Annotated in this window: 19 protein-coding genes and 1 pseudogene; 16 read left to right on the plus strand and 4 right to left on the minus strand. The window is 30.9% G+C overall.

The features are described 5' to 3' along the window. The first annotated feature begins 3 nt into the window (after positions 1–3). Genes CCO88_RS06010 through CCO88_RS06035 form a run of 6 tightly spaced genes read left to right on the plus strand, consistent with a single transcriptional unit; the run spans position 4 to position 5393 of the window. A complete protein-coding gene (locus CCO88_RS06010; protein ID WP_002839716.1) occupies positions 4–474 on the plus strand; it encodes a Fur family transcriptional regulator in 471 nt (156 codons plus the stop codon). Further along, complete coding sequence (gene lysS, locus CCO88_RS06015) at positions 474–1982, plus strand: lysine--tRNA ligase (RefSeq protein ID WP_002778358.1); 1509 nt, start codon at positions 474–476, stop codon at positions 1980–1982. The genes CCO88_RS06010 and lysS overlap by 1 nt, the downstream gene beginning before the upstream one ends. Then, positions 1979–3223, plus strand: a complete 1245-nt coding sequence (locus tag CCO88_RS06020) for a serine hydroxymethyltransferase (RefSeq protein ID WP_002778360.1) — start codon at positions 1979–1981, stop codon at positions 3221–3223. Before lysS ends, CCO88_RS06020 begins: the two co-directional genes overlap by 4 nt. Then, positions 3220–3765 carry a DUF1882 domain-containing protein gene (locus tag CCO88_RS06025; protein WP_002778362.1) on the plus strand — a complete coding sequence of 182 codons (546 nt, stop codon included), beginning with the start codon at positions 3220–3222 and terminating at the stop codon, positions 3763–3765. The genes CCO88_RS06020 and CCO88_RS06025 overlap by 4 nt, the downstream gene beginning before the upstream one ends. Before the next feature lie 12 nt (positions 3766–3777). Then, the gene (locus tag CCO88_RS06030) at positions 3778–4605 is read left to right on the plus strand and encodes an SPOR domain-containing protein (protein ID WP_002783129.1); all 828 of its coding nucleotides are present in this window, start codon (positions 3778–3780) and stop codon (positions 4603–4605) included. Then, complete coding sequence (locus CCO88_RS06035) at positions 4602–5393, plus strand: shikimate dehydrogenase (protein ID WP_002839719.1); 792 nt, start codon at positions 4602–4604, stop codon at positions 5391–5393. The genes CCO88_RS06030 and CCO88_RS06035 overlap by 4 nt, the downstream gene beginning before the upstream one ends. A gap of 72 nt (positions 5394–5465) precedes the next feature. Here the strand turns inward: CCO88_RS06035 and CCO88_RS06040 are convergent, their stop codons facing one another. Then, the gene (locus tag CCO88_RS06040; protein ID WP_002778381.1) at positions 5466–6371 is read right to left on the minus strand and encodes a YajG family lipoprotein; all 906 of its coding nucleotides are present in this window, start codon (positions 6369–6371) and stop codon (positions 5466–5468) included. 90 nt (positions 6372–6461) lie between these two features. On the opposite strand from CCO88_RS06040, the gene lgt reads away from it, so the two are divergent. From lgt to CCO88_RS06075, 7 genes are all read left to right on the plus strand, one after another. Further along, positions 6462–7277 (plus strand): prolipoprotein diacylglyceryl transferase, encoded by an 816-nt coding sequence (lgt, locus tag CCO88_RS06045; protein ID WP_002778382.1) that lies wholly within the window; start codon positions 6462–6464, stop codon positions 7275–7277. A gap of 67 nt (positions 7278–7344) precedes the next feature. After that, positions 7345–8130 carry a fumarate reductase cytochrome b subunit gene (locus tag CCO88_RS06050; protein WP_002778384.1) on the plus strand — a complete coding sequence of 262 codons (786 nt, stop codon included), beginning with the start codon at positions 7345–7347 and terminating at the stop codon, positions 8128–8130. After that, positions 8114–10105 (plus strand): fumarate reductase flavoprotein subunit, encoded by a 1992-nt coding sequence (locus CCO88_RS06055; protein ID WP_002783123.1) that lies wholly within the window; start codon positions 8114–8116, stop codon positions 10103–10105. Before CCO88_RS06050 ends, CCO88_RS06055 begins: the two co-directional genes overlap by 17 nt. Beyond that, positions 10098–10823: a fumarate reductase iron-sulfur subunit gene (locus tag CCO88_RS06060; RefSeq protein ID WP_002778387.1), complete on the plus strand. Its 726-nt coding sequence runs from the start codon at positions 10098–10100 to the stop codon at positions 10821–10823. Before CCO88_RS06055 ends, CCO88_RS06060 begins: the two co-directional genes overlap by 8 nt. A gap of 27 nt (positions 10824–10850) precedes the next feature. Then, a complete protein-coding gene (locus CCO88_RS06065) occupies positions 10851–13037 on the plus strand; it encodes a dynamin family protein (RefSeq protein WP_002812296.1) in 2187 nt (728 codons plus the stop codon). Further along, a complete protein-coding gene (locus tag CCO88_RS06070) occupies positions 13027–14859 on the plus strand; it encodes a dynamin family protein (protein ID WP_002783117.1) in 1833 nt (610 codons plus the stop codon). Before CCO88_RS06065 ends, CCO88_RS06070 begins: the two co-directional genes overlap by 11 nt. Then, on the plus strand, positions 14856–15560 hold the full coding sequence (locus CCO88_RS06075; RefSeq protein ID WP_002783114.1) for a tetratricopeptide repeat protein: 705 nt from the start codon (positions 14856–14858) through the stop codon (positions 15558–15560). The genes CCO88_RS06070 and CCO88_RS06075 overlap by 4 nt, the downstream gene beginning before the upstream one ends. A gap of 18 nt (positions 15561–15578) precedes the next feature. Here CCO88_RS06075 and CCO88_RS06080 read toward each other — a convergent pair whose 3' ends face one another. Beyond that, complete coding sequence (locus CCO88_RS06080) at positions 15579–16259, minus strand: putative metalloprotease CJM1_0395 family protein (RefSeq protein WP_002812294.1); 681 nt, start codon at positions 16257–16259, stop codon at positions 15579–15581. Positions 16260–16370: 111 nt separating this feature from the next. Between CCO88_RS06080 and CCO88_RS06085 the strand changes: the two genes are divergently transcribed. Beyond that, positions 16371–16733 (plus strand): HIT family protein, encoded by a 363-nt coding sequence (locus tag CCO88_RS06085; RefSeq protein WP_002778398.1) that lies wholly within the window; start codon positions 16371–16373, stop codon positions 16731–16733. A gap of 74 nt (positions 16734–16807) precedes the next feature. Then, positions 16808–17380: a YceI family protein gene (locus tag CCO88_RS06090; protein ID WP_002785317.1), complete on the plus strand. Its 573-nt coding sequence runs from the start codon at positions 16808–16810 to the stop codon at positions 17378–17380. Between the two features lie 4 nt (positions 17381–17384). Here the strand turns inward: CCO88_RS06090 and CCO88_RS06095 are convergent, their stop codons facing one another. Further along, positions 17385–18341: a nucleotidyl cyclase domain-containing protein gene (locus tag CCO88_RS06095; protein ID WP_002806950.1), complete on the minus strand. Its 957-nt coding sequence runs from the start codon at positions 18339–18341 to the stop codon at positions 17385–17387. A 60-nt stretch (positions 18342–18401) separates the two neighbouring features. Further along, the gene (locus CCO88_RS06100) at positions 18402–18611 is read right to left on the minus strand and encodes a transcriptional regulator (protein WP_002778401.1); all 210 of its coding nucleotides are present in this window, start codon (positions 18609–18611) and stop codon (positions 18402–18404) included. A gap of 167 nt (positions 18612–18778) precedes the next feature. Here CCO88_RS06100 and CCO88_RS11070 point away from each other — a divergent pair. Further along, positions 18779–19176 (plus strand): annotated as a pseudogene (locus CCO88_RS11070) (hypothetical protein). Positions 19177–19221: the final 45 nt, after the last annotated feature.

Raw genomic sequence — 19221 nt, forward strand, 5'->3', positions numbered from 1 at the left:
AATATGTTGATTGAGAATGTAGAATACGATGTATTACTAGAAAGATTTAAGAAAATTTTACGACAAGGTGGTCTTAAATATACCAAACAAAGAGAAATCTTACTCAAAACCTTATATCATAGTGATACACATTATACTCCTGAAAGTTTATATATGGAGATTAAACAAGTAGAACCGGATTTGAATGTAGGTATTGCTACGGTTTATAGGACTTTAAATTTGCTTGAAGAAGCAGAAATGGTTACTTCTATATCATTTGGTTCGGCTGGAAAAAAATACGAGCTTGCCAATAAACCACACCATGATCATATGATTTGTAAAAATTGTGGAAAAATTATAGAATTTGAAAATCCTATCATTGAAAGACAGCAAGCCTTGATTGCTAAAGAGCATGGATTTAAACTTACGGGACATTTAATGCAACTTTATGGTGTGTGTAATAATTGTAATCAAAAAGCTAAGGTAAAAATTTAATGTTTGACAATATTTTAGAACAACAAAGAATTCAAAAGGCTAATGAGCTTAAAAACGCAGGAGTAAATCCTTATCCACATTTTTTAGTTAAAGAACTTTCTCTAGCAGATTTTAAAAAGAAATTTAGCTATATTTTTGATACTGAAAATAAACGCGATGAAAGTATCTCTTCTGTCATTTCTGGACGCTTAAAGCTTCTTAGAATTGCTGGTAAATCTATATTTGCTAATATAGAAGATGAGAATGAGAATTTGCAAATTTATTTTAGTAAAGATTCTTTAGGTGAGGAAAAATTTAATTTATTCAAAAAAAATCTTGAAGTGGGTGATATCATCCTTGCAAAAGGCTTCCCTTTTGTTACTAAAACGGGAGAGTTTAGCTTGCACGCAAGTGAGATCACTTTAGCAACTAAATCAATAGTACCTTTGCCTGAAAAATACCATGGACTTACAGATATAGAACAAAGATATCGTAAGCGTTATGTAGATATGATTATGAATGCAGAGGTTAGAAAAGATTTTCTGACTCGTTCTAAAGTTGTAAGTTTGATTCGTCATTTTTTTGAAGAAAAAGGCTTTTTAGAGGTTGAAACTCCTATGATGCACCCCATTGCAGGTGGTGCAAATGCTAAACCTTTTGTAACTTTTCATAATTCTTTAGGGGTTGAGAGATTTTTAAGAATTGCACCTGAGCTTTATTTAAAAAGACTTGTAGTGGGTGGTTTTGAGGCAGTTTTTGAAATCAATCGTTGTTTTAGAAATGAAGGAATGGATCTTACTCATAACCCTGAATTTACTACAATTGAGTTTTATTGGGCTTATCATAATTATAAAGATTTAATGGATCTTACTGAAGAACTTTTTGCCTTGCTTTTAGAAAAATTGCAATTAGGAAAAATCATAGAATTTGATGGACAAAAAATCGATTTTTCCAAACCTTTTGAGAGAATTACTTATAAAGATGCGCTTAAAAAGTATGGTGCTTTAAGCGATGAAATTATTGAAAATAAAGATAAGATTTTAGAGAAATTAAAAAAAGATGGCTTTGAAGCAAATGATAAGCTTGACTTAGGGCATTTGCAAGCCGAGCTTTTCGATAATTATGTAGAAAGTAAACTTATTGATCCTACTTTTATCACAGATTTTCCAATATCTATTAGCCCACTTTCTCGTCGTAGTGACAAAAATTCTGAGATAGCAGAGCGCTTTGAGCTTTTTGTGTGTGGTAGAGAATTAGCCAATGGTTTTAACGAATTAAATGATCCTTTAGATCAATATGAAAGATTTTTAAAACAAATTGAGGCTAAAAATGCAGGTGATGAAGAAGCGTGTGAAATGGATGAAGATTTTGTAAATGCTCTAGGATATGGTATGCCACCAACAGCAGGACAAGGTATAGGAATAGATAGATTGGTGATGCTTTTAACAAATAAAAAATCTATTCGAGATGTGATATTGTTTCCAGCTATGAGGCCATTGAAATCAGAATTAAAGGAGGATAAAGAATGAGTTTAGAGCAGTTTGATAAGGAAATTTTTGATTTAACTAACCAAGAGTTAGTGCGCCAGTGCGAAGGTCTTGAAATGATAGCAAGTGAGAATTTCACTTTGCCTGAAGTAATGGAAGTAATGGGAAGTGTTTTAACTAACAAATATGCAGAAGGTTATCCAGGTAAGAGATATTATGGAGGCTGTGAATTTGTAGATGAAATCGAAAATTTAGCTATAGAAAGATGTAAAAAACTTTTTAATTGTAGTTTTGCAAATGTGCAACCTAATTCAGGTTCTCAAGCTAATCAAGGCGTTTATGCTGCACTTTTAAATCCAGGTGATAAAATTTTAGGAATGGATTTAAGTCATGGTGGACATTTAACACATGGTGCAAAAGTAAGCTCATCGGGAAAAATGTATGAGAGCTTTTTTTATGGTGTAGAGCTTGATGGAAGGATAAACTATGAAAAAGTTAGGGAAATTGCTCATATTGTAAAACCAAAGCTTATCGTGTGCGGTGCGAGTGCTTATGCTCGTATTATTGACTTTTCAAAATTTAGAGAGATTGCGGATGAAGTTGGAGCTTATCTTTTTGCAGACATTGCACACATTGCTGGACTTGTTGTAGCAGGTGAGCATCCAAGTCCATTTCCTCATGCTCATGTAGTAAGCTCTACAACCCACAAAACCTTACGTGGTCCAAGAGGCGGTATCATCATGACTAATGATGAAGAGCTTGCTAAAAAAATTAATTCAGCTATTTTTCCAGGTATCCAAGGTGGACCATTGATGCATGTTATTGCAGCTAAAGCCGTGGGATTTAAATTTAATCTTAGTGAAGAATGGAAAATTTATGCTAAGCAAGTAAGAAGCAATGCGCAAGCTTTAGCTAAAGTTTTAATGGATAGAAAGTATAAGCTTGTAAGTGATGGAACAGATAATCATCTTGTATTGATGAGCTTTTTAGAGCGTGAATTTAGCGGAAAAGATGCGGATTTGGCTTTGGGTAATGCAGGAATTACAGCAAATAAAAATACCGTGCCTGGCGAAACTAGAAGCCCATTTGTAACAAGTGGATTAAGATTAGGAACGCCTGCCCTTACGGCTAGAGGTTTTAAAGAAAATGAAATTCAAATAGTTGCTAACTATATAGCTGATATTTTAGATGATATTCAAAATACTCATTTGCAAAAAGAAATTAAGGAAAAACTCAAAACCCTTGCAAGTAATTTTATAATCTATGAAAAGGCAATGTTTTGATTTCACCTATGGATCTGTCGCTGATTAAAATAATTAGCGACCATTATTATATACGACGCGATAAGATTATGAAAAAAATAACACATCGAGGTCGTTTATTTTTTGATAAATTTGAAAGGATTGATGCTCCTTTAAATTTAAATATCATGAGAGAACATGCAGCGAAGAAAATCGTTGTTGCTCATGATTTGATCACCAAAGACAATAAAGTAGAAAATATTGTTTTTGATTATAATGGTTTTAATGCTGAAAGATTTTATCATCGTGCACAGCTTATTTTGCGTGAAGAAGGTTTTATAAATTTTACAGCTTACAAAACAAAGACTCCAGGTCATTTACATCTTTATATTCACAAAGGTCACACTGCGTTAAACGAAGGTTATTCTTTAGCGTCTAAACTTTCAATGATGTTTGCAAGTAAAATGCCAGTTGAATGGAAGGTGTTTCCAAGTATGGATATTCCTAGAGAGTTTAATATATTAATACTACCCTATGAAGTTTATCAAAAAGAACGAGGCAGTTCTTGGTCTAAACATATGTAAGAAAGGAATATTATGGAAAATAATAAAAATGAATTTGATGATATTATTTTGGAAAAAAGTAATAAAAGTGAAAAAATGAAAAAAATTCTCTTACGCGTCATTGCTTTGATAATTTTATTTCTAGTGATTATGATAGTTATGAAACTCATTAATAGTGGTGAAGAAAATACTGAAAATCAAAGTATTTTACCAAGTGAACCCTTAAATATAACGCAAGATAATAATACTGATTCTTTTGAGAGTATGCCAATTACTGAAAATACTTCAGCTGAAGATCAATTTGAAGCTTTAAGAAGACAGATTCAAGGGGAGCAAAATGATAATTCTTTAGCACCAGCTCCTAATGCAAATGATAATATCAATTTAACTATGCCTGATCAAGAAGTGCCTGCTGAGCCAAATGCGACAAATTCTGAAAAAGTGGCACCTTTAAATACTACACCTCCTAAGCAGGAAGTAAAACAAGAAAGTAAGCCAAAAGAAGAAGCAAAACAGACTGTCGTAAAAAAAGAACCTGCAAAACAAACACCTAAACAAGAGTCAAAAGCCAATGCTAATGATTTGTTTAAAAATATAGATGCTAAACCTGTTCATCCAAATGGTCTAGCTTCTGGGATTTATGTTCAGATATTTTCAGTGAGCAATTTAGATCAAAAATCAAGAGAGCTAGCAGCTGTAAAACAAAAAGGCTATGAATATAAGCTTTATAAAACTACAGTAGGTGGAAAAGAAATCACTAAGGTTTTAATAGGACCTTTTGAGAAAGCAAATGTTGCAGCAGAATTAGCTAAAATTAGAAAAGAAGTAGCTAAAGACGCATTTTCTTTCACTTTAAAATGAAATTTTTAGCTGTGATCGGCGATCCCATTTCGCATTCTAAGTCGCCTAGAATTCATAACAATGCCATTCAAGTTCTCAAGCTTGATGGTATTTATACACGCTATCATCTACAAGATTATCATCAATTAAGACAGGATTTTTTTAAATTAAAACTTCAAGGAGCAAATATCACTTTGCCATTTAAAGAAGCAGCTTTGGAAATGGCTGATGTTAAAGATGAGCTTGCTAGTAATATTGGCTCTGCAAATACCTTATGTTTAAAAGATGGAAAAATTTATGCTTACAATACTGATGCCTTAGGTTTTTTAGAAGCTATTAAAGAATTTGAAAGTATTAATAAAGCTTTGATTTTAGGAGCTGGAGGGACTGCGCTTGCTCTAGCATTTGCTTTAAAGCAAAAAGGAGTAGAGGTTTGTGTGGCAAATCGTAGCGAAAAAAGATTTAAGGATTTTACTTTATATAAAACCAGTCTTTATAATGCCTTGGATGATTTTGATTTTGATTTGGTGGTTAATTCAACTTCGGCAGGCTTAAAAGATGATGATCTACCTTGCGATAAAATACTTTTAGATAAAATTTTAAACAGAGCAAAATTTGCCTTTGATGTCATTTATGGCAAAGAAACCTCTTTTTTAAAATTATGCAAAGAGCATAACTTAAAAGTAAAAGATGGGTTTGATATGCTTTTATGGCAAGCTGTTTTTGCCTTTGAGCTTTTTTTTGATGTCAAAGATAAAAGAGAAAAGATTAAAAATGCCATGCAAGAAGCTCTGAAGTTAGAGTTTTGATTTTTTTGATTTCTCTTAGAAAATATCAAATATAATAAGAGAAATCAAAGTATTATTTACTATTTAGGCTAATCATTCAAAAATGATAACCCCATCTTGATTTTTGTTTGTGTTATTTTCATATTGTATATTTGAATTTGAAGATGTTTGCTCTTGAAAAGAAATATCTTGCGAGCTATTATCCAAATTTTGTTCTTGAGGTAAATTTTCTTCAAATATTGTGTTGGTATCAAAATGATTAAAGCCGCTAGAATCAGTATTGCTATTTGGTACAGTTTTTCCTATATCTGTGGCTTTTGGAAGATTATTATAGAGTGTATTTAAAGTATTTTTATAAAAATGTAAAAAACTTTTATCTATTTCAAAAGCTGGTTTTTCTAGACCTTTATTGAGTTGTGTGGGTACTGTTGAAATAGTAGTTTTAAACATATTTATTCCATCTTTGGTTTTAATAGGGTAATTTAAATCCACCAAGGAGTCAAGTTTGGTATGGCTTGTTAGATTGGTCGAATTTTGAGGGTTGTGCTGATCAATAAAATCAATTTTTCCTTGAAATTTAATTCCTAAATTAGATTTAACAGACTCTCCACTCATAAAATTATTTGATTTTTGTATATTTTTTTCTTCTATAAGAACATTTATCAAACTTTTAAGAGTGTAATCAGGATTTGAAGTTACTATTTTATAGCCCTTAAGCTGTGCTATGGTTTTAAATTGTTCTTCTAAATTTTCTTTTAAAAGAGCCACTTCCTTGTCAATGCGAATTTTAAGTACAGAGTTTTCAAAATAATCTGAATAATTATTATTTTGTTCTATATTTATAGGTTCTAGCATGATTGAAACCCCAGAATCTATAGGCTCTACTTTTGTAGGAGTTTGAGGTTTGAAATTAGGCATTGAAACATGCACAAAATTATTGCTAGCACCACTGCAAGCAGCTAAAAATAAAGCAATAATAAATAAGAAATATTTTTTCATTTTTTAACCTTTAAGATAAGAAATTATGTTTAATTATAGCAAGTTAAAGTTTTTTTGCTATATTTTTACAAAATAAATAATGGAAAAAGTATGGAATTTTGGCAAAATATTTATTCAAATTTTGATGTTGTGGCTTTTAGTGTTTTAGGGTTTAAAGTACATTGGTATGGAATTATGTATGTTTTAGCCTTACTTTTAGCCTTACTTTTAGCGAAATTTTTTGTAAGAAAATTTAAGCTAGATATCGATGAAAAACGCTTAGATAGTTATTTTATTTGGGTGGAAATTGGCGTGATTTTAGGAGCAAGACTTGGATATATTTTAATTTATGATGCACACACTATGTATTATATTACTCATCCTTGGCAAATTTTCAATCCTTATGCAAATGGTGAATTTGTAGGCATTCGTGGTATGAGTTATCATGGTGCGATTATAGGATTTTTGATAGCTACTTTTTTATTTTGTAAAAAATACAAAGAAAATCCTTGGAAATTTCTTGATTTGGTGGCTTTGAGTGTACCTTTAGCTTATGTTTTTGGTCGTATAGGAAATTTTTTAAACCAAGAGCTTTTTGGACGCATTACCGATGTATCTTGGGGTATTTATGTGGAGGGAGTTTTAAGACATCCATCACAACTTTATGAAGCCTTTTTAGAGGGAGTTGTGGTTTTTATTGTTATTTATCTGGTAAAAATGAAACAAAAATTTCAAGGTGAACTTATTCTTGTTTATGCTTGTGTTTATTCTTTGGCGCGTTTTGTATGTGAATTTTATCGTGAACCAGATTTTGGTTTAGGCTTTATTTTTTGGGGTATGAGCATGGGACAAATTTTGAGTTTGCTTATGTTTGTAGCAGCCTTGTTATTTTATATTTGCATAAAGTTTAAAAAAGTAAATATTTAATGTGTATTAAAGGCTATTGTACTATAATGAAGAGATTTTTTAAATTTCTTTCTATAAAGGAGTGAAGATGAGTGAGCTTATCGAAGGGTATTTGGGTAAGAGCATTGATGGCAAAAAAAGTAAAATGCCTGCAAAGTTAGATTTTATCCAAAGTGCTTCTGGGCTTTTTCTAGGTCTTTTCATGTGGGTACATATGGTTTTTGTATCTACTATCTTGGTGAGTAAGGATTTTTTTAATTCCGTTGTCCATTTTTTGGAATTAAAATTCATTTATAACGATCCAATGATGAGTTATATTACCTCGTTTTTAGCTGCCTGTGTTTTGGTGGTGTTTTTTGTGCATGCTTTATTGGCTATGAGAAAATTTCCTATTAATTTTCGCCAATACCAAATTCTTAGAACTCATGCTAAAAAAATGAATCATGGTGATACTTCATTATGGCTTGTTCAAGCATTTACAGGTTTTGTAATGTTTTTCTTAGGCTCTGCGCACTTGATTTTTGTTATCACAAATGGAGATAAAATTTCTGCTGATATGTCAGGTGATAGGGTGATCAATCATTTTATGTGGCTTTTTTATATCGCACTTTTAATCTGTGTGGAATTGCATGGTAGTATAGGGCTTTATAGACTTTGTGTAAAATGGGGCTGGTTTGAAGCAAAAGATGTTAAAGATATTCGCAAAAGTCGTAAAAAACTCAAGATGGCAAAATGGATAATCAGCATTTTCTTCTTGGTTTTAGGAGTTTTAAGTCTTGCAGCATTTGCGAAAATTGGATTTGAAAACTATCAAAGTCAAACAACTGCAATGGTAAAAACTTATAATGGAGCAAATTATGAATATTCAATATAGTGATGCTTTAGTAATAGGCGGAGGTTTGGCAGGCCTTAGAGCTGCAATAGAGGTGGCAAAAAGTGGTCAAAGTGTAACACTTTTAAGTATTTGTCCGGTAAAGCGTTCGCACTCTGCTGCGGTGCAAGGAGGTATGCAAGCTTCTTTAGGAAATGGTGCTAAAGGTGAAGGTGATAACGAAGATTTACACTTTGCAGATACAGTAAAAGGAAGCGACTGGGGTTGTGATCAAGAAGTAGCAAGAATGTTTGCACAAACTGCTCCAAAAGCCGTTCGCGAACTTGCTTCTTGGGGGGTTCCTTGGACTAGGGTAACTAAAGGACCAAGAACAGTTGTTATTAACGCACAAAAAACTGTAATCGAAGAAAGAGAAGAGGCTCATGGACTCATCAATGCTCGTGACTTTGGTGGAACTAAAAAATGGAGAACTTGTTATATAGCTGATGCTACAGGCCACTGTATGCTTTATGGCGTAGCTAATGAAGCTATCAAACATCAGGTAAAAATTATCGATAGAATGGAAGCGGTTAGAGTTATCCATGATGGCAAAAAATGCTTAGGTGTAATTGCAAGAGATTTAACTAATGGGCAACTGATTGCTTATATTGCAAGAGGAACAATGATAGCAACGGGTGGTTATGGTAGAATTTATAAGCAAACCACAAATGCGGTTATCTGCGAAGGAACAGGTGCAGCTATAGCTCTTGAAACAGGACTTTGTAGACTTTCAAATATGGAAGCTGTGCAATTTCACCCAACGCCTATTGTCCCAAGTGGAATTTTACTTACTGAAGGGTGTCGTGGAGATGGTGGAATTTTACGTGATGTGGATGGATATCGTTTCATGCCTGATTATGAACCAGAGAAAAAAGAACTTGCAAGCCGTGATGTGGTAAGTCGTAGAATGATGGAGCATATTAGAAAAGGTAAGGGTGTAAAAAGTCCTTATGGCGATCATTTGTGGCTTGATATTTCCATACTTGGCCGTGCACATGTAGAAAAAAATCTTCGTGATGTGCAAGATATTTGCAAAACTTTCAATGGTATTGATCCTGCTGATGAAGGTCCAAAAGGTTGGGCTCCAGTTTTACCTATGCAGCATTATTCTATGGGTGGCATTAGAACAAAACCTACAGGCGAGAGTCAATGGTTAGATGGTCTTTTTGCTTGTGGCGAGGCAGCGTGTTGGGATATGCACGGATTTAACCGCTTGGGAGGAAATAGCTGTGCTGAAACCGTTGTTGCAGGTATGATTATAGGGGATTATTTTGCAGATTATTGTAAAAATAATGGTGAAGTTATCGATACAAATATAGTAAAAGACTTTTTAACAAAAGAATACCAATATTTAAAATCTTTAGTAGATAAAGAAGGTAAATATTCTGTTTTTGAAATCAAAAATAGAATGAAAGAAATCATGTGGGATAAAGTAGCAATCTTTAGAACAGGTGAAGGCTTAAAAGAAGCTGTTGATGAGCTTGAAAAACTTTATAAAGAATCTCAAAATGTAAAAGTACATTGTAAAGAGCTTGATTGTGCAAACCCTGAGCTAGAAGAAGCTTATAGAGTTCCAAGAATGCTTAAAGTTGCACTTTGCGTAGCTTATGGAGCGTTATTAAGAACTGAAAGTCGTGGGGCGCACTATAGAGAGGATTATCCAAAAAGAGATGATTTGAACTGGATGAAGAGAACTTTAACTTACTGGGTAGAGGGCGAAAGCTTGCCTCGTGTTGAATACGATGAACTTGATATTATGAAAATGGAAATGCCACCTGCATTCCGTGGGTATGGTGCTAAAGGTAATATCATAGAAAATCCTTTAAGTGAAAAGCGTCAAGCTGAAGTTGATGCAATCCGCGAAAAAATGGAAGCTGAAGGTAAAAATCGTCACGAAATTCAGCACGCTTTAATGCCTTATGAATTACAACCAAAATATAAAGCGCTAAATCAAAGAATAGGAGTGGATTATGAGTAGAAAATTAACGATAAAGGCGTTTAAATATAATCCTTTAAGCAAAATTTCAAAACCTCATTTTGTAACTTACGAGCTTGAAGAAACTCCTTTTATGACAGTTTTTGTGTGCTTGACTTTAATCCGCGAAAAAATGGATGCGGATTTGAGTTTTGACTTTGTTTGTCGTGCAGGGATTTGTGGATCTTGTGCAATGATGATTAATGGTGTGCCAAAGCTTGCTTGTAAGACTTTAACAAAAGATTATTCTGATGGAGTTATCGAGCTTATGCCTATGCCTGCATTTAGACATATTAAGGATTTGAGTGTCAATACAGGCGAGTGGTTTGAGGATATGTGTAAGCGCGTTGAAAGTTGGGTACATAATGAAAAAGAAACCGATATTTCAAAAATTGAAGAACGCATAGAACCTGAAGTAGCAGAGGAAACTTTTGAGCTTGATCGTTGTATTGAGTGCGGAATTTGTGTGGCTTCGTGTGCAACTAAGCTTATGCGCCCGAATTTTATCGCAGCAACAGGGCTTTTAAGAACAGCTAGATATTTACAAGATCCGCACGATCATAGAACAGTTGAAGATTTCTATGAATTAGTGGGTGATGATGATGGTGTTTTTGGATGTATGTCTTTATTAGCTTGCGAAGATAATTGTCCTAAAAATTTACCTTTACAAAGCAAAATTGCTTATATGAGAAGACAACTTGTTGCTCAAAGAAATAAATAATATTTTCCCCTTAAAAAGGGGAAAATTATGAAAGAATTACTCCAAAAACTCTGGCAAAATGAACTCCAGCTTTTAGATTTTAATGCAAGCTTTAAAGATAAAAATATTCTTGATGTTTCCGAACTTGCTATTATATTGAGTGTTAATAAGGATAATTATGAAAGATATTTTCTCTTAAAAGAATTTAGCAATATTTGTAAAAAAATTGATTTAAGAGTAGATATTTTTAGCATTCAAAAAGCTCAAATTTGTGTTTTAAATATGTTTAGGGAGGGTTTTATACCTAAACAAGATTTATTAAAAGCCTTGCGAATTTTGCAAAAAATTTCAAACAATGCTGAAATTTTAGAATATATACAAAATATTCAAGTTCAAAGTATCGATAAAAAAGCTTTGTTTCAAAGTGGTTTTAATGAGCTTAATCATATCAATATGGAACTTAGTCAATTGAGTTTTGATGAAAATAGCAAAATAAGACTTCAAAAGACTTTAGAGAAATTTCAAAAATTAGAATTTAATATAGCTATAACAGGTGTTATGAATTCAGGAAAATCAAGCTTGCTTAATGCGCTTTTAAAAGAGGATTTTTTGGGGGTTTCTAATATCCCTGAAACCGCGAATTTGACTTTATTAAGCTATGGCAATACTCAAGAGGCCGTGATTTATTTTTGGGATACTCAAGAATGGGATAATATATTAAAAAGTTCCAAATTTAGCAAGGAGCTTAAAGAATTCATCGATGAGCTTGCTTTAAAAATCGATATTAAAGAATATGTTCAAGATAAGGCTTTAACACAAAAAATCAATCTAAAGGAGCTTAAAGAGTTTAGTTCTGCTAAAAACCAAATTTCTGCTCTTATTAAGAAGATAGAAATCAAAAGCAATTTGGAATTTTTAAAAAACAATATCTCTATAGTGGATACTCCAGGACTTGATGATATAGTCGTGCAAAGAGAAATTCTAACTAATGAGTATCTTAAAGAAAGCGATTTTTTAATCCATCTTATGAATGCTTCTCAAGCTTTAACACAAAAAGATGCTGAATTTTTAATCCATTGTTTATTGAATTCTCGGCTTGGCAAATTTTTAATTGTCCTTACCAAGGCGGATTTGTTAAGCCAAAAAGATTTAGATGAAGTGATAAATTACACCAAAGAAAGTCTTAAGGCTAGACTTGAAAATTTTGACACGCATTTGATAGAAAAGATAGATTTTTTATGTGTAAGCGCAAAAATGGCAAGTGATTTTTACAAGGGTTTATCTTCTGAAGAAAGCTTTAAGAAAAGTGGCATGAAAGAATTTGAGGAATATCTTTTTAATGAGCTTTATTCTGGAGAAAAAAGTAAAATTATTTTACAAGCCTATAAAAAAGAATTGCTTTTAGAGCTTAGAAATATTTTAAATGAATATGAAATGCAAAACAAGCTTATAAAAGAAGACGGGCAAGGCTTAAGCGAAGAAAATGATAAACTTTTATTGGAATTTAAGGCTAAAGAAGAAGCGCTTAAGGAGGCAAAAGAAGAGATTTCAAATTCGATTTTAAATCTTGAAAATTTTGAAAATGGGGTGGATAATCTTGTTTTATTATTGGCTAAAAAGCTCAAAGAGCGTTTGATTGATGAGATTAAATATCTAAAAGATAAAGCCCAAAAAATTAACATTAATCGTATTTTAAATATGATAGATATCACGGTTAAAGATGGTATTAATGATATTTTAAGAGAAGTTAAATTTGAAAATATTAAAAAAATAGAGGAATTAAAAACAAGTTTGGCTTTAAAATATGATTTCTTAAAAGATGATTTTGACAATGGATTTGAAGGCTTTAAAGATAAAATTTCTAAAAAGATAGAAAATATTTTTAGTGATGAAAAATTTGCATTGTTAAGACTGCAAATCGAGCAAATTATCTCTACCAAAGTCGATTTATTTGAGCTTGAAACAAAATTAACAGAAGTGATTTTTAGCACTTTTGAAAGTTTTAATATAGGTGCTATATTAAAGGATTTGGATATCAATGGTGCCTTTTTTGCTTTCTTGAATGAAAGAATGAAAAATTATGAAGTATTGCAAAAAGAAAAGTTAGCGAGTATTGAACATTTAATCAATAATCTTAAAAATCAAAATGCTGACATTTTATTTTCTTATGAGGGAAATTTGGAAAAAATTGCAAAATTACAACAGCTTGAAGTGGAGCTTATGAATGCAAATTAATATTTTAAATCATTTTATAAAGGCTTATGAAGATGCCTATAATATAGATTTTGATAAAAGTTTTGAAGGGCAAATTAAAATGTTGTGTAAAAAACTAAATGAGCCTTTCATGCACCCAAGCTATAATCTTATTCAAGAGCTTGAAGAATTGAGTTTTTCTTTAGATAAAAATATTAATATTGCTATCATAGGACAATTTTCAAGTGGAAAATCAACCCTTTTGAATTTAATCCTAAAAAAAGAATGCTTGCCTACTGGAGTAGTGCCTGTTACTTTTAAACCCACTTTTTTGCGTTATGCGGATGAGTATTTTTTAAGAGTTGAATTTCAAGATGGAAGTGATGAAATCACTCATATAGAGGAGTTGGCAAAATACACAGATCAAAGAAATAATGTAAAAGAAACAAAAAGTTTGCATATTTTTGCACCCATACCTTTGCTTAAAAAAATCACCCTAGTGGACACTCCAGGGCTTAATGCTAATGAAGATGATACTTTAACCACCCTAAAGGAGCTCCAAAATATCCACGCGGCAATTTGGTTAAGTTTGATCGATAATGCAGGAAAAAAGAGCGAAGAAGATGCTATAAAGGCAAATTTGGAGCTTTTGGGTGAAAATAGCATTTGTGTGTTAAATCAAAAAGATAAGCTTAGCGCTCAAGAATTAGAAAATGTGTTAAATTATGCCAAAACAGTTTTTTCTAAATATTTTAAAGAATTAATTGCCATTTCTTGCAAGGAAGCAAAAGATGAAACAAAATATGAAGAATCTAATTTTAATCTTTTGTTAGATTTTTTAGATAACTTAGATGAGAAAGCCTTAAAACAAAAATTTACAAAGAGAAAAATGCTTCATTTATGTCAAGTTTTAGAGGATGAAAATAGGCTTTTTGTGGATATTTTTGATAAGCTTGCAAATCAATTTCAAATTTATCAAGAGAAATTAAATTCTTCTTTTGATGATTTTATAAAAGAAGTTCAAATTTTAAATCATCAAATTTTAAATAAGCTTAAAAGCATTGGCGAAAGAATTGCGAGTGAAATTTTTAATTGCATTAAAGAAAAAGAGGCTCATTTTTATAAAGAAGCCAAGGGATTTTTGAAAAAAGATTTGTATGTAAAATACGATTATAAAGCTCCTTTTATTTCGAGCGATGATGCTTTTTTGGCAATGTTTTACAACAGCGATATAATGAATAAAGAATTTAAAAAAATCAAAAATGAAATTTACGAATCATTTGAAAAAATAAAACAAAAATTGAAAGATTTTATAGACAATTTAGAAAAAGACATTTTGCTTTTTAAAGCTGAATTTTCAAATATACAAAAAGATAATATCTTGCAAAGCGATAAAAATTTTAGCGAACTTAGGGCTTTTTGCAATGCAAGCGATGAGTACTTTTTAAAAGACTTTAAAGAGCTTTTATTTAAAAGTTTGCTAGAGTTGGATTTATTTTTTGAAAAGTTAAATCTCAAAGCTTTTGCAAATTATGCAAACGCTACAAAATTAAGCTTGGCATTTTTCAGTAGAAAAATCAATGAAAGTCGAGTTCTTTATGAGCTAGATAGTTCCGAATTTACGCTTTTTTATCCTAAAAAGAGTGAAATTTATGAAAGGGTTTTAACTGAGCTTAATGCTTATGAATTTGAAGCTTTGCTTATCAATAAACCGATTTTAGTAAAAATATCTAATCATTTTTTAGAACAAAATACAAATATAATTCAAGAAAAAAATAAAATTTTAGACTTAAAAAAAGTAGAATTACAAAAACGCAAAGAGCAAATTTTAGAAGTCAGAAGTGTATTGAAGGAAAATTTATGAGGATATTTTTCATTTTATCTTTATTTTTTCACACTCTTTTTGCTGTGGATGATTTAGATAATGCTTTAAGGCTTTATGAGGGAAATAAATTTGTAAAAGCATATGAAATTTTTGAAAGACTTTGCGAAAAAGACAATGCTAGAGCTTGCTTTTCTTTAGCCTATATGAATGAAAATGCTCAAGGAGTTGCAAGAGATTTTGATAAAGCGTATAAATTTTATGATAAATCCTGCAAACTCGGTTTGGCTAAGGCTTGTTCTAATATGGCCTTAACCTTACAAGATCTAGGTTATGTTAATGAATCCCTTTTGGCATTTAACAAGGCTTGTAATTTAGGTGAATCTTCAAGTTGTAATCATATAGGTTTGGTTTATGAAGATGAAAAAGATGGTCAAATGACTACGCATTTTTATAAAAGATCTTGCGATTTAAAAGACGCTAGAGCTTGCTATAAATTAGGCTTTTTGTATGAAAGAGGAGAGCTTGTAAGGCAAAATCTTAAATCAGCTTTGGCTTTTTATTCTAAATCTTGTACTTTAGGTTTTGCAGAGGCTTGTTATTTGATCGGACGTTATTATGAGCTTGAGAAAAAAGATTTGAAAAAGGCTAAGAGATATTTAGGTATGGCTTGCGATAAAAAACACCAAGAAGCTTGTGCTGCTTATAGAAAGCTAAATTCTCAAGATATAGAAATTTATTAAAATGTCATCAAAAATATTTTAAGAAACTAAACTAAAATTGATTGGATTATTTTGTGAATTTTGTTGATAAATTTTGCCAATGAAATTTTTCAAGTCTTTGTTTGCTTGTGTTTCTTCGAAATTATCTTTAGAATCTTGATTATTTATATCAAGATTTTCTTGCTTTTCTTCGTTTTCTTCTTTTTTCTCTTGTGCTTCTTGCGCTTTAAGTTTTGTTGCTTCAGCTCTTGCTTCAAATTCCATTTTTAGAGCATTTGCAGCGACTTTATAATCTTGCGGACTAGGATCAGCAGGCGCCATGGCTGCTGCAACGACTTGACGCGCATTGGCGATAGTTTCTTCAGGTGTCCTTCCTTTTTGCATTCTTATAGGAACTTCACCTGCTGTGGCATACATTTGATTATCAGGTCCTCTTGTGTAACTAAAGCTTGCAGCTCCAGCTAAACCACCTCCAGCGGCTTGATGTGCTGCTTCGTGAGCTTTTACATTTCTGTCTATACTTTGAAGCTCACGCACTTGTTGTACTTGCTGTATGGTAAGCTCAACGCCATTTATCATTTGAGTTTGTTCATTGTTTTGTTTTGAGTCTTTATTTTGTGAGTTTGTATTTTCTGTATTTTTTTGTTCGGCATTATTTTTTTGTGTTTTATCATAATAAGAGGAATTGCTAGCATAGTTGTAATTTAAGCCAATTTGCATTTTTCCTCCTTTATTTTTTTTTGTATATTTTAGACAATATTAACGCATTTTGACTTAAAATTTTGATAAATTTTGTAAAATAACAATCAATACAATTTTAAAGGAAGATTAATGATTTATGAGAATGACTTGATTTATATCGAAAAAGAGGAAGCTCAAGTGCCATGGATTAAAATTTTTACCAAGCAAGTTTATAAAGAATTTAGCGATTGTCCCTACGAACTTCAAAAAGAAATTTTTGACAAAATTTTGCGATGTGAAAAGGCTATGATAGAATTTTACAAACCTGAAAAAATCAATATTGCTTCTTTTGCAAACTATGTTCCAAGGGTACATTTTCATATAATGGCGAGATTTAAAGAGGATGCTTTTTTTCCAGAATGTATGTGGGGCAAGCAGCAAAGAGAATTAAAAGACTTAAATTTGCCTAGTTTTGATGAATTTGTGATTTTTCTTAAAAATAAAATGGACTAAAATTATCATTAATGGTTGATTGTTTTTTGTTTATTAGAATTCTTTTTACATAAAAATACAAAAAAAGGAAAAAAATGAAAAAGATTTTATTAAGCTCTCTTGTTGCAGCTTCTTTGTTGAGTGCAGGTTTATTTGCTAAAGAATATACTTTAGATAAAACTCACACTGATGTAGGTTTTAAAATTAAACATTTGCAAATTAGCAATGTAAAAGGAAATTTTCAAGATTATGATGCGGTAATTGACTTTGATCCTGCAAGTTTTGAATTTAAAAAACTTGAAGCAACAATTAAAGTAGCATCTGTAAATACAGACAATCAAACAAGAGATAATCACTTACAACAAAATGATTTTTTCAAAGCAAAACAATTCCCTAATATGACTTTTGTAATGAAAAAATATGAAAAAATCGATAACGAAAAGGGTAAAATGACAGGAACTTTAACCATAGCAGGCGTTTCTAAAGATGTGGTTTTAGATACTGAAATCGGCGGTACAGCTAAGGGTAAAGATGGAAAAGAAAAAGTAGGTTTTTCTTTAAATGGTAAAATCAAACGCTCTGATTTTAACTTTGCGCCAGGTACTTCAACTATTACTTTAAGTGATGATATTAATTTAAATATCGAAGTTGAAGCGAACGAAAAATAATTTTTTAGTCTAAGAGTCTTGCTCTTAGACTTTGTAAATTTTTATCCAAATTTTCTTCACTTTCTTGCCAAATCAATTTAAAATCCGGTTTAAAATTTTCATTTTCTAAATTAAATTCCGTGTTTTTCAAGGTGGATTCTAAAAAAGCAAGATGATTTAAAGCTTGATTTTTATCATTAAAAATTAAAATAAAATCATTTTCTACGATAAAAATTTTTGCTCTAAAGCGTTTTAAAATTTTTGCAATTTGTTTTAAAATGAGTTTGGTATAGCTTTCTTTGGTATCTTTTAGTTCATTAAAATGAAGCAAGGCAATGATATAGTTGTTTTTTCCTTTTGTAAAGCGTGTAAGGCTTTTTTCATTGGGTAGCTTTGTTAAGGTGTCAAAAAAAGCTAACCTATAAGCGTGATTTAAAAGATAAAAACAAAAAACCAAACTTGCAAATTCAAAATATCTTATTCCTGCTCCTTCTTGGAATAAAAATTGAAAATACGCAGTAAAAAATGCGATAAGAAGATAATATTCTTTAGTTTTAAAAGTTTTGATAAAAATGAGTATTAAGCCGACTAAAAAAAATAAAAATCCTAATTCACTCACAGGTTTAAAAAAATTTAATGTAATAAAATGAAATTCTAAACCAGCGCTATTGAAAGTAGTATTTCTAGGTAAAATGATGCTTAAAACGCCTATAAAAATAAGGGTTGTAATTGAGGCGATATTTTTTTTATTTAAAATTAAAACATGATGTTTTCCAAGGCAAAATAGAGTAAAAATCATAGGTAAAAACAAAGCCACAAATAAATTAGCTTGAAAAAAACTTGTATAAAAATAAGGCAACTTAGCTCCTAGTAATACTAAAGTCAAAAAGAAAATTTTTGAATTTTTAAAGTAAAAGGATAGCACAAGAGCTGAAATTTCAAAAATAAAACTCAATGATATTAAAAAATCTAATAAAAACATTTCAAATCCTTGATTTTAATAAAAGTGATAATTGTATAGAAAAAAGCTTAAAAGCGGATTTTATTTAAATTTAGCAATTTCATCTTGTATGGTTTGTTCTATATGAAGCAATTCTTCATGAGTTTTTTTGCTATTTTCTAAAAGTTCATCAAATTTAAAGCCAAGCATAACAATACGATATAAATTGGGTTTGTATTTTCTCCAATTATATAAAGTGCTAACATCAATGTCTAGTTCATATGCCATATCACGCTTGCTCTTTTTTGTCATTTTTTACCTCAAAAATTTAGCCTTTAAAAAATTTTACATTAAAATTTCTTTATTAAAAACACTTGAAATGTTCAATCTTTTATATAAAATATATTTAATATTTCAATATTAATTAAGTTATAGTGTGGAATAATTCAAGGAAATTTTTAATTTTTAAGGAGAAATGTATGGATTTTAATTCAGTTCTTTCTAATATTGGCGATAAGTTACCAAGAGATGGTTTAGCGGCAATTACGCTAAAAGAAAAATTTGAACGCTTAAGCGAAGAAAGAAAAAAGATGTGTTAAATCAACTTCCTATGCTTAAACTAAAAAGCCCTGCTTTGATGTTTTGGGTAGGAACTTTTTTATTTGGCCCTTTTGGAGTAGGGTGTTTTATGATAGGTGATATGGTTTTAGGTTTTGTGCGTTTAGCATTTGTGATTATTCCAATAATTTTTAATATTGTTGCAAGTGAATCTTTGCAGAACATAGCATATATATTAGCGCTTATGAATTGGATAGTCAATTGAACTATTTGGTGGATTGTAGATATGTTTTTAGTAGGTAAAAAACTTCGCAAATAAAATTATGAAAAAATTGCAAATATCATACAGTGATGATTATTTTAT

This window comes from Campylobacter coli LMG 9860 (genome assembly GCF_000254135.1).
Classification (GTDB): domain Bacteria; phylum Campylobacterota; class Campylobacteria; order Campylobacterales; family Campylobacteraceae; genus Campylobacter_D; species Campylobacter_D coli.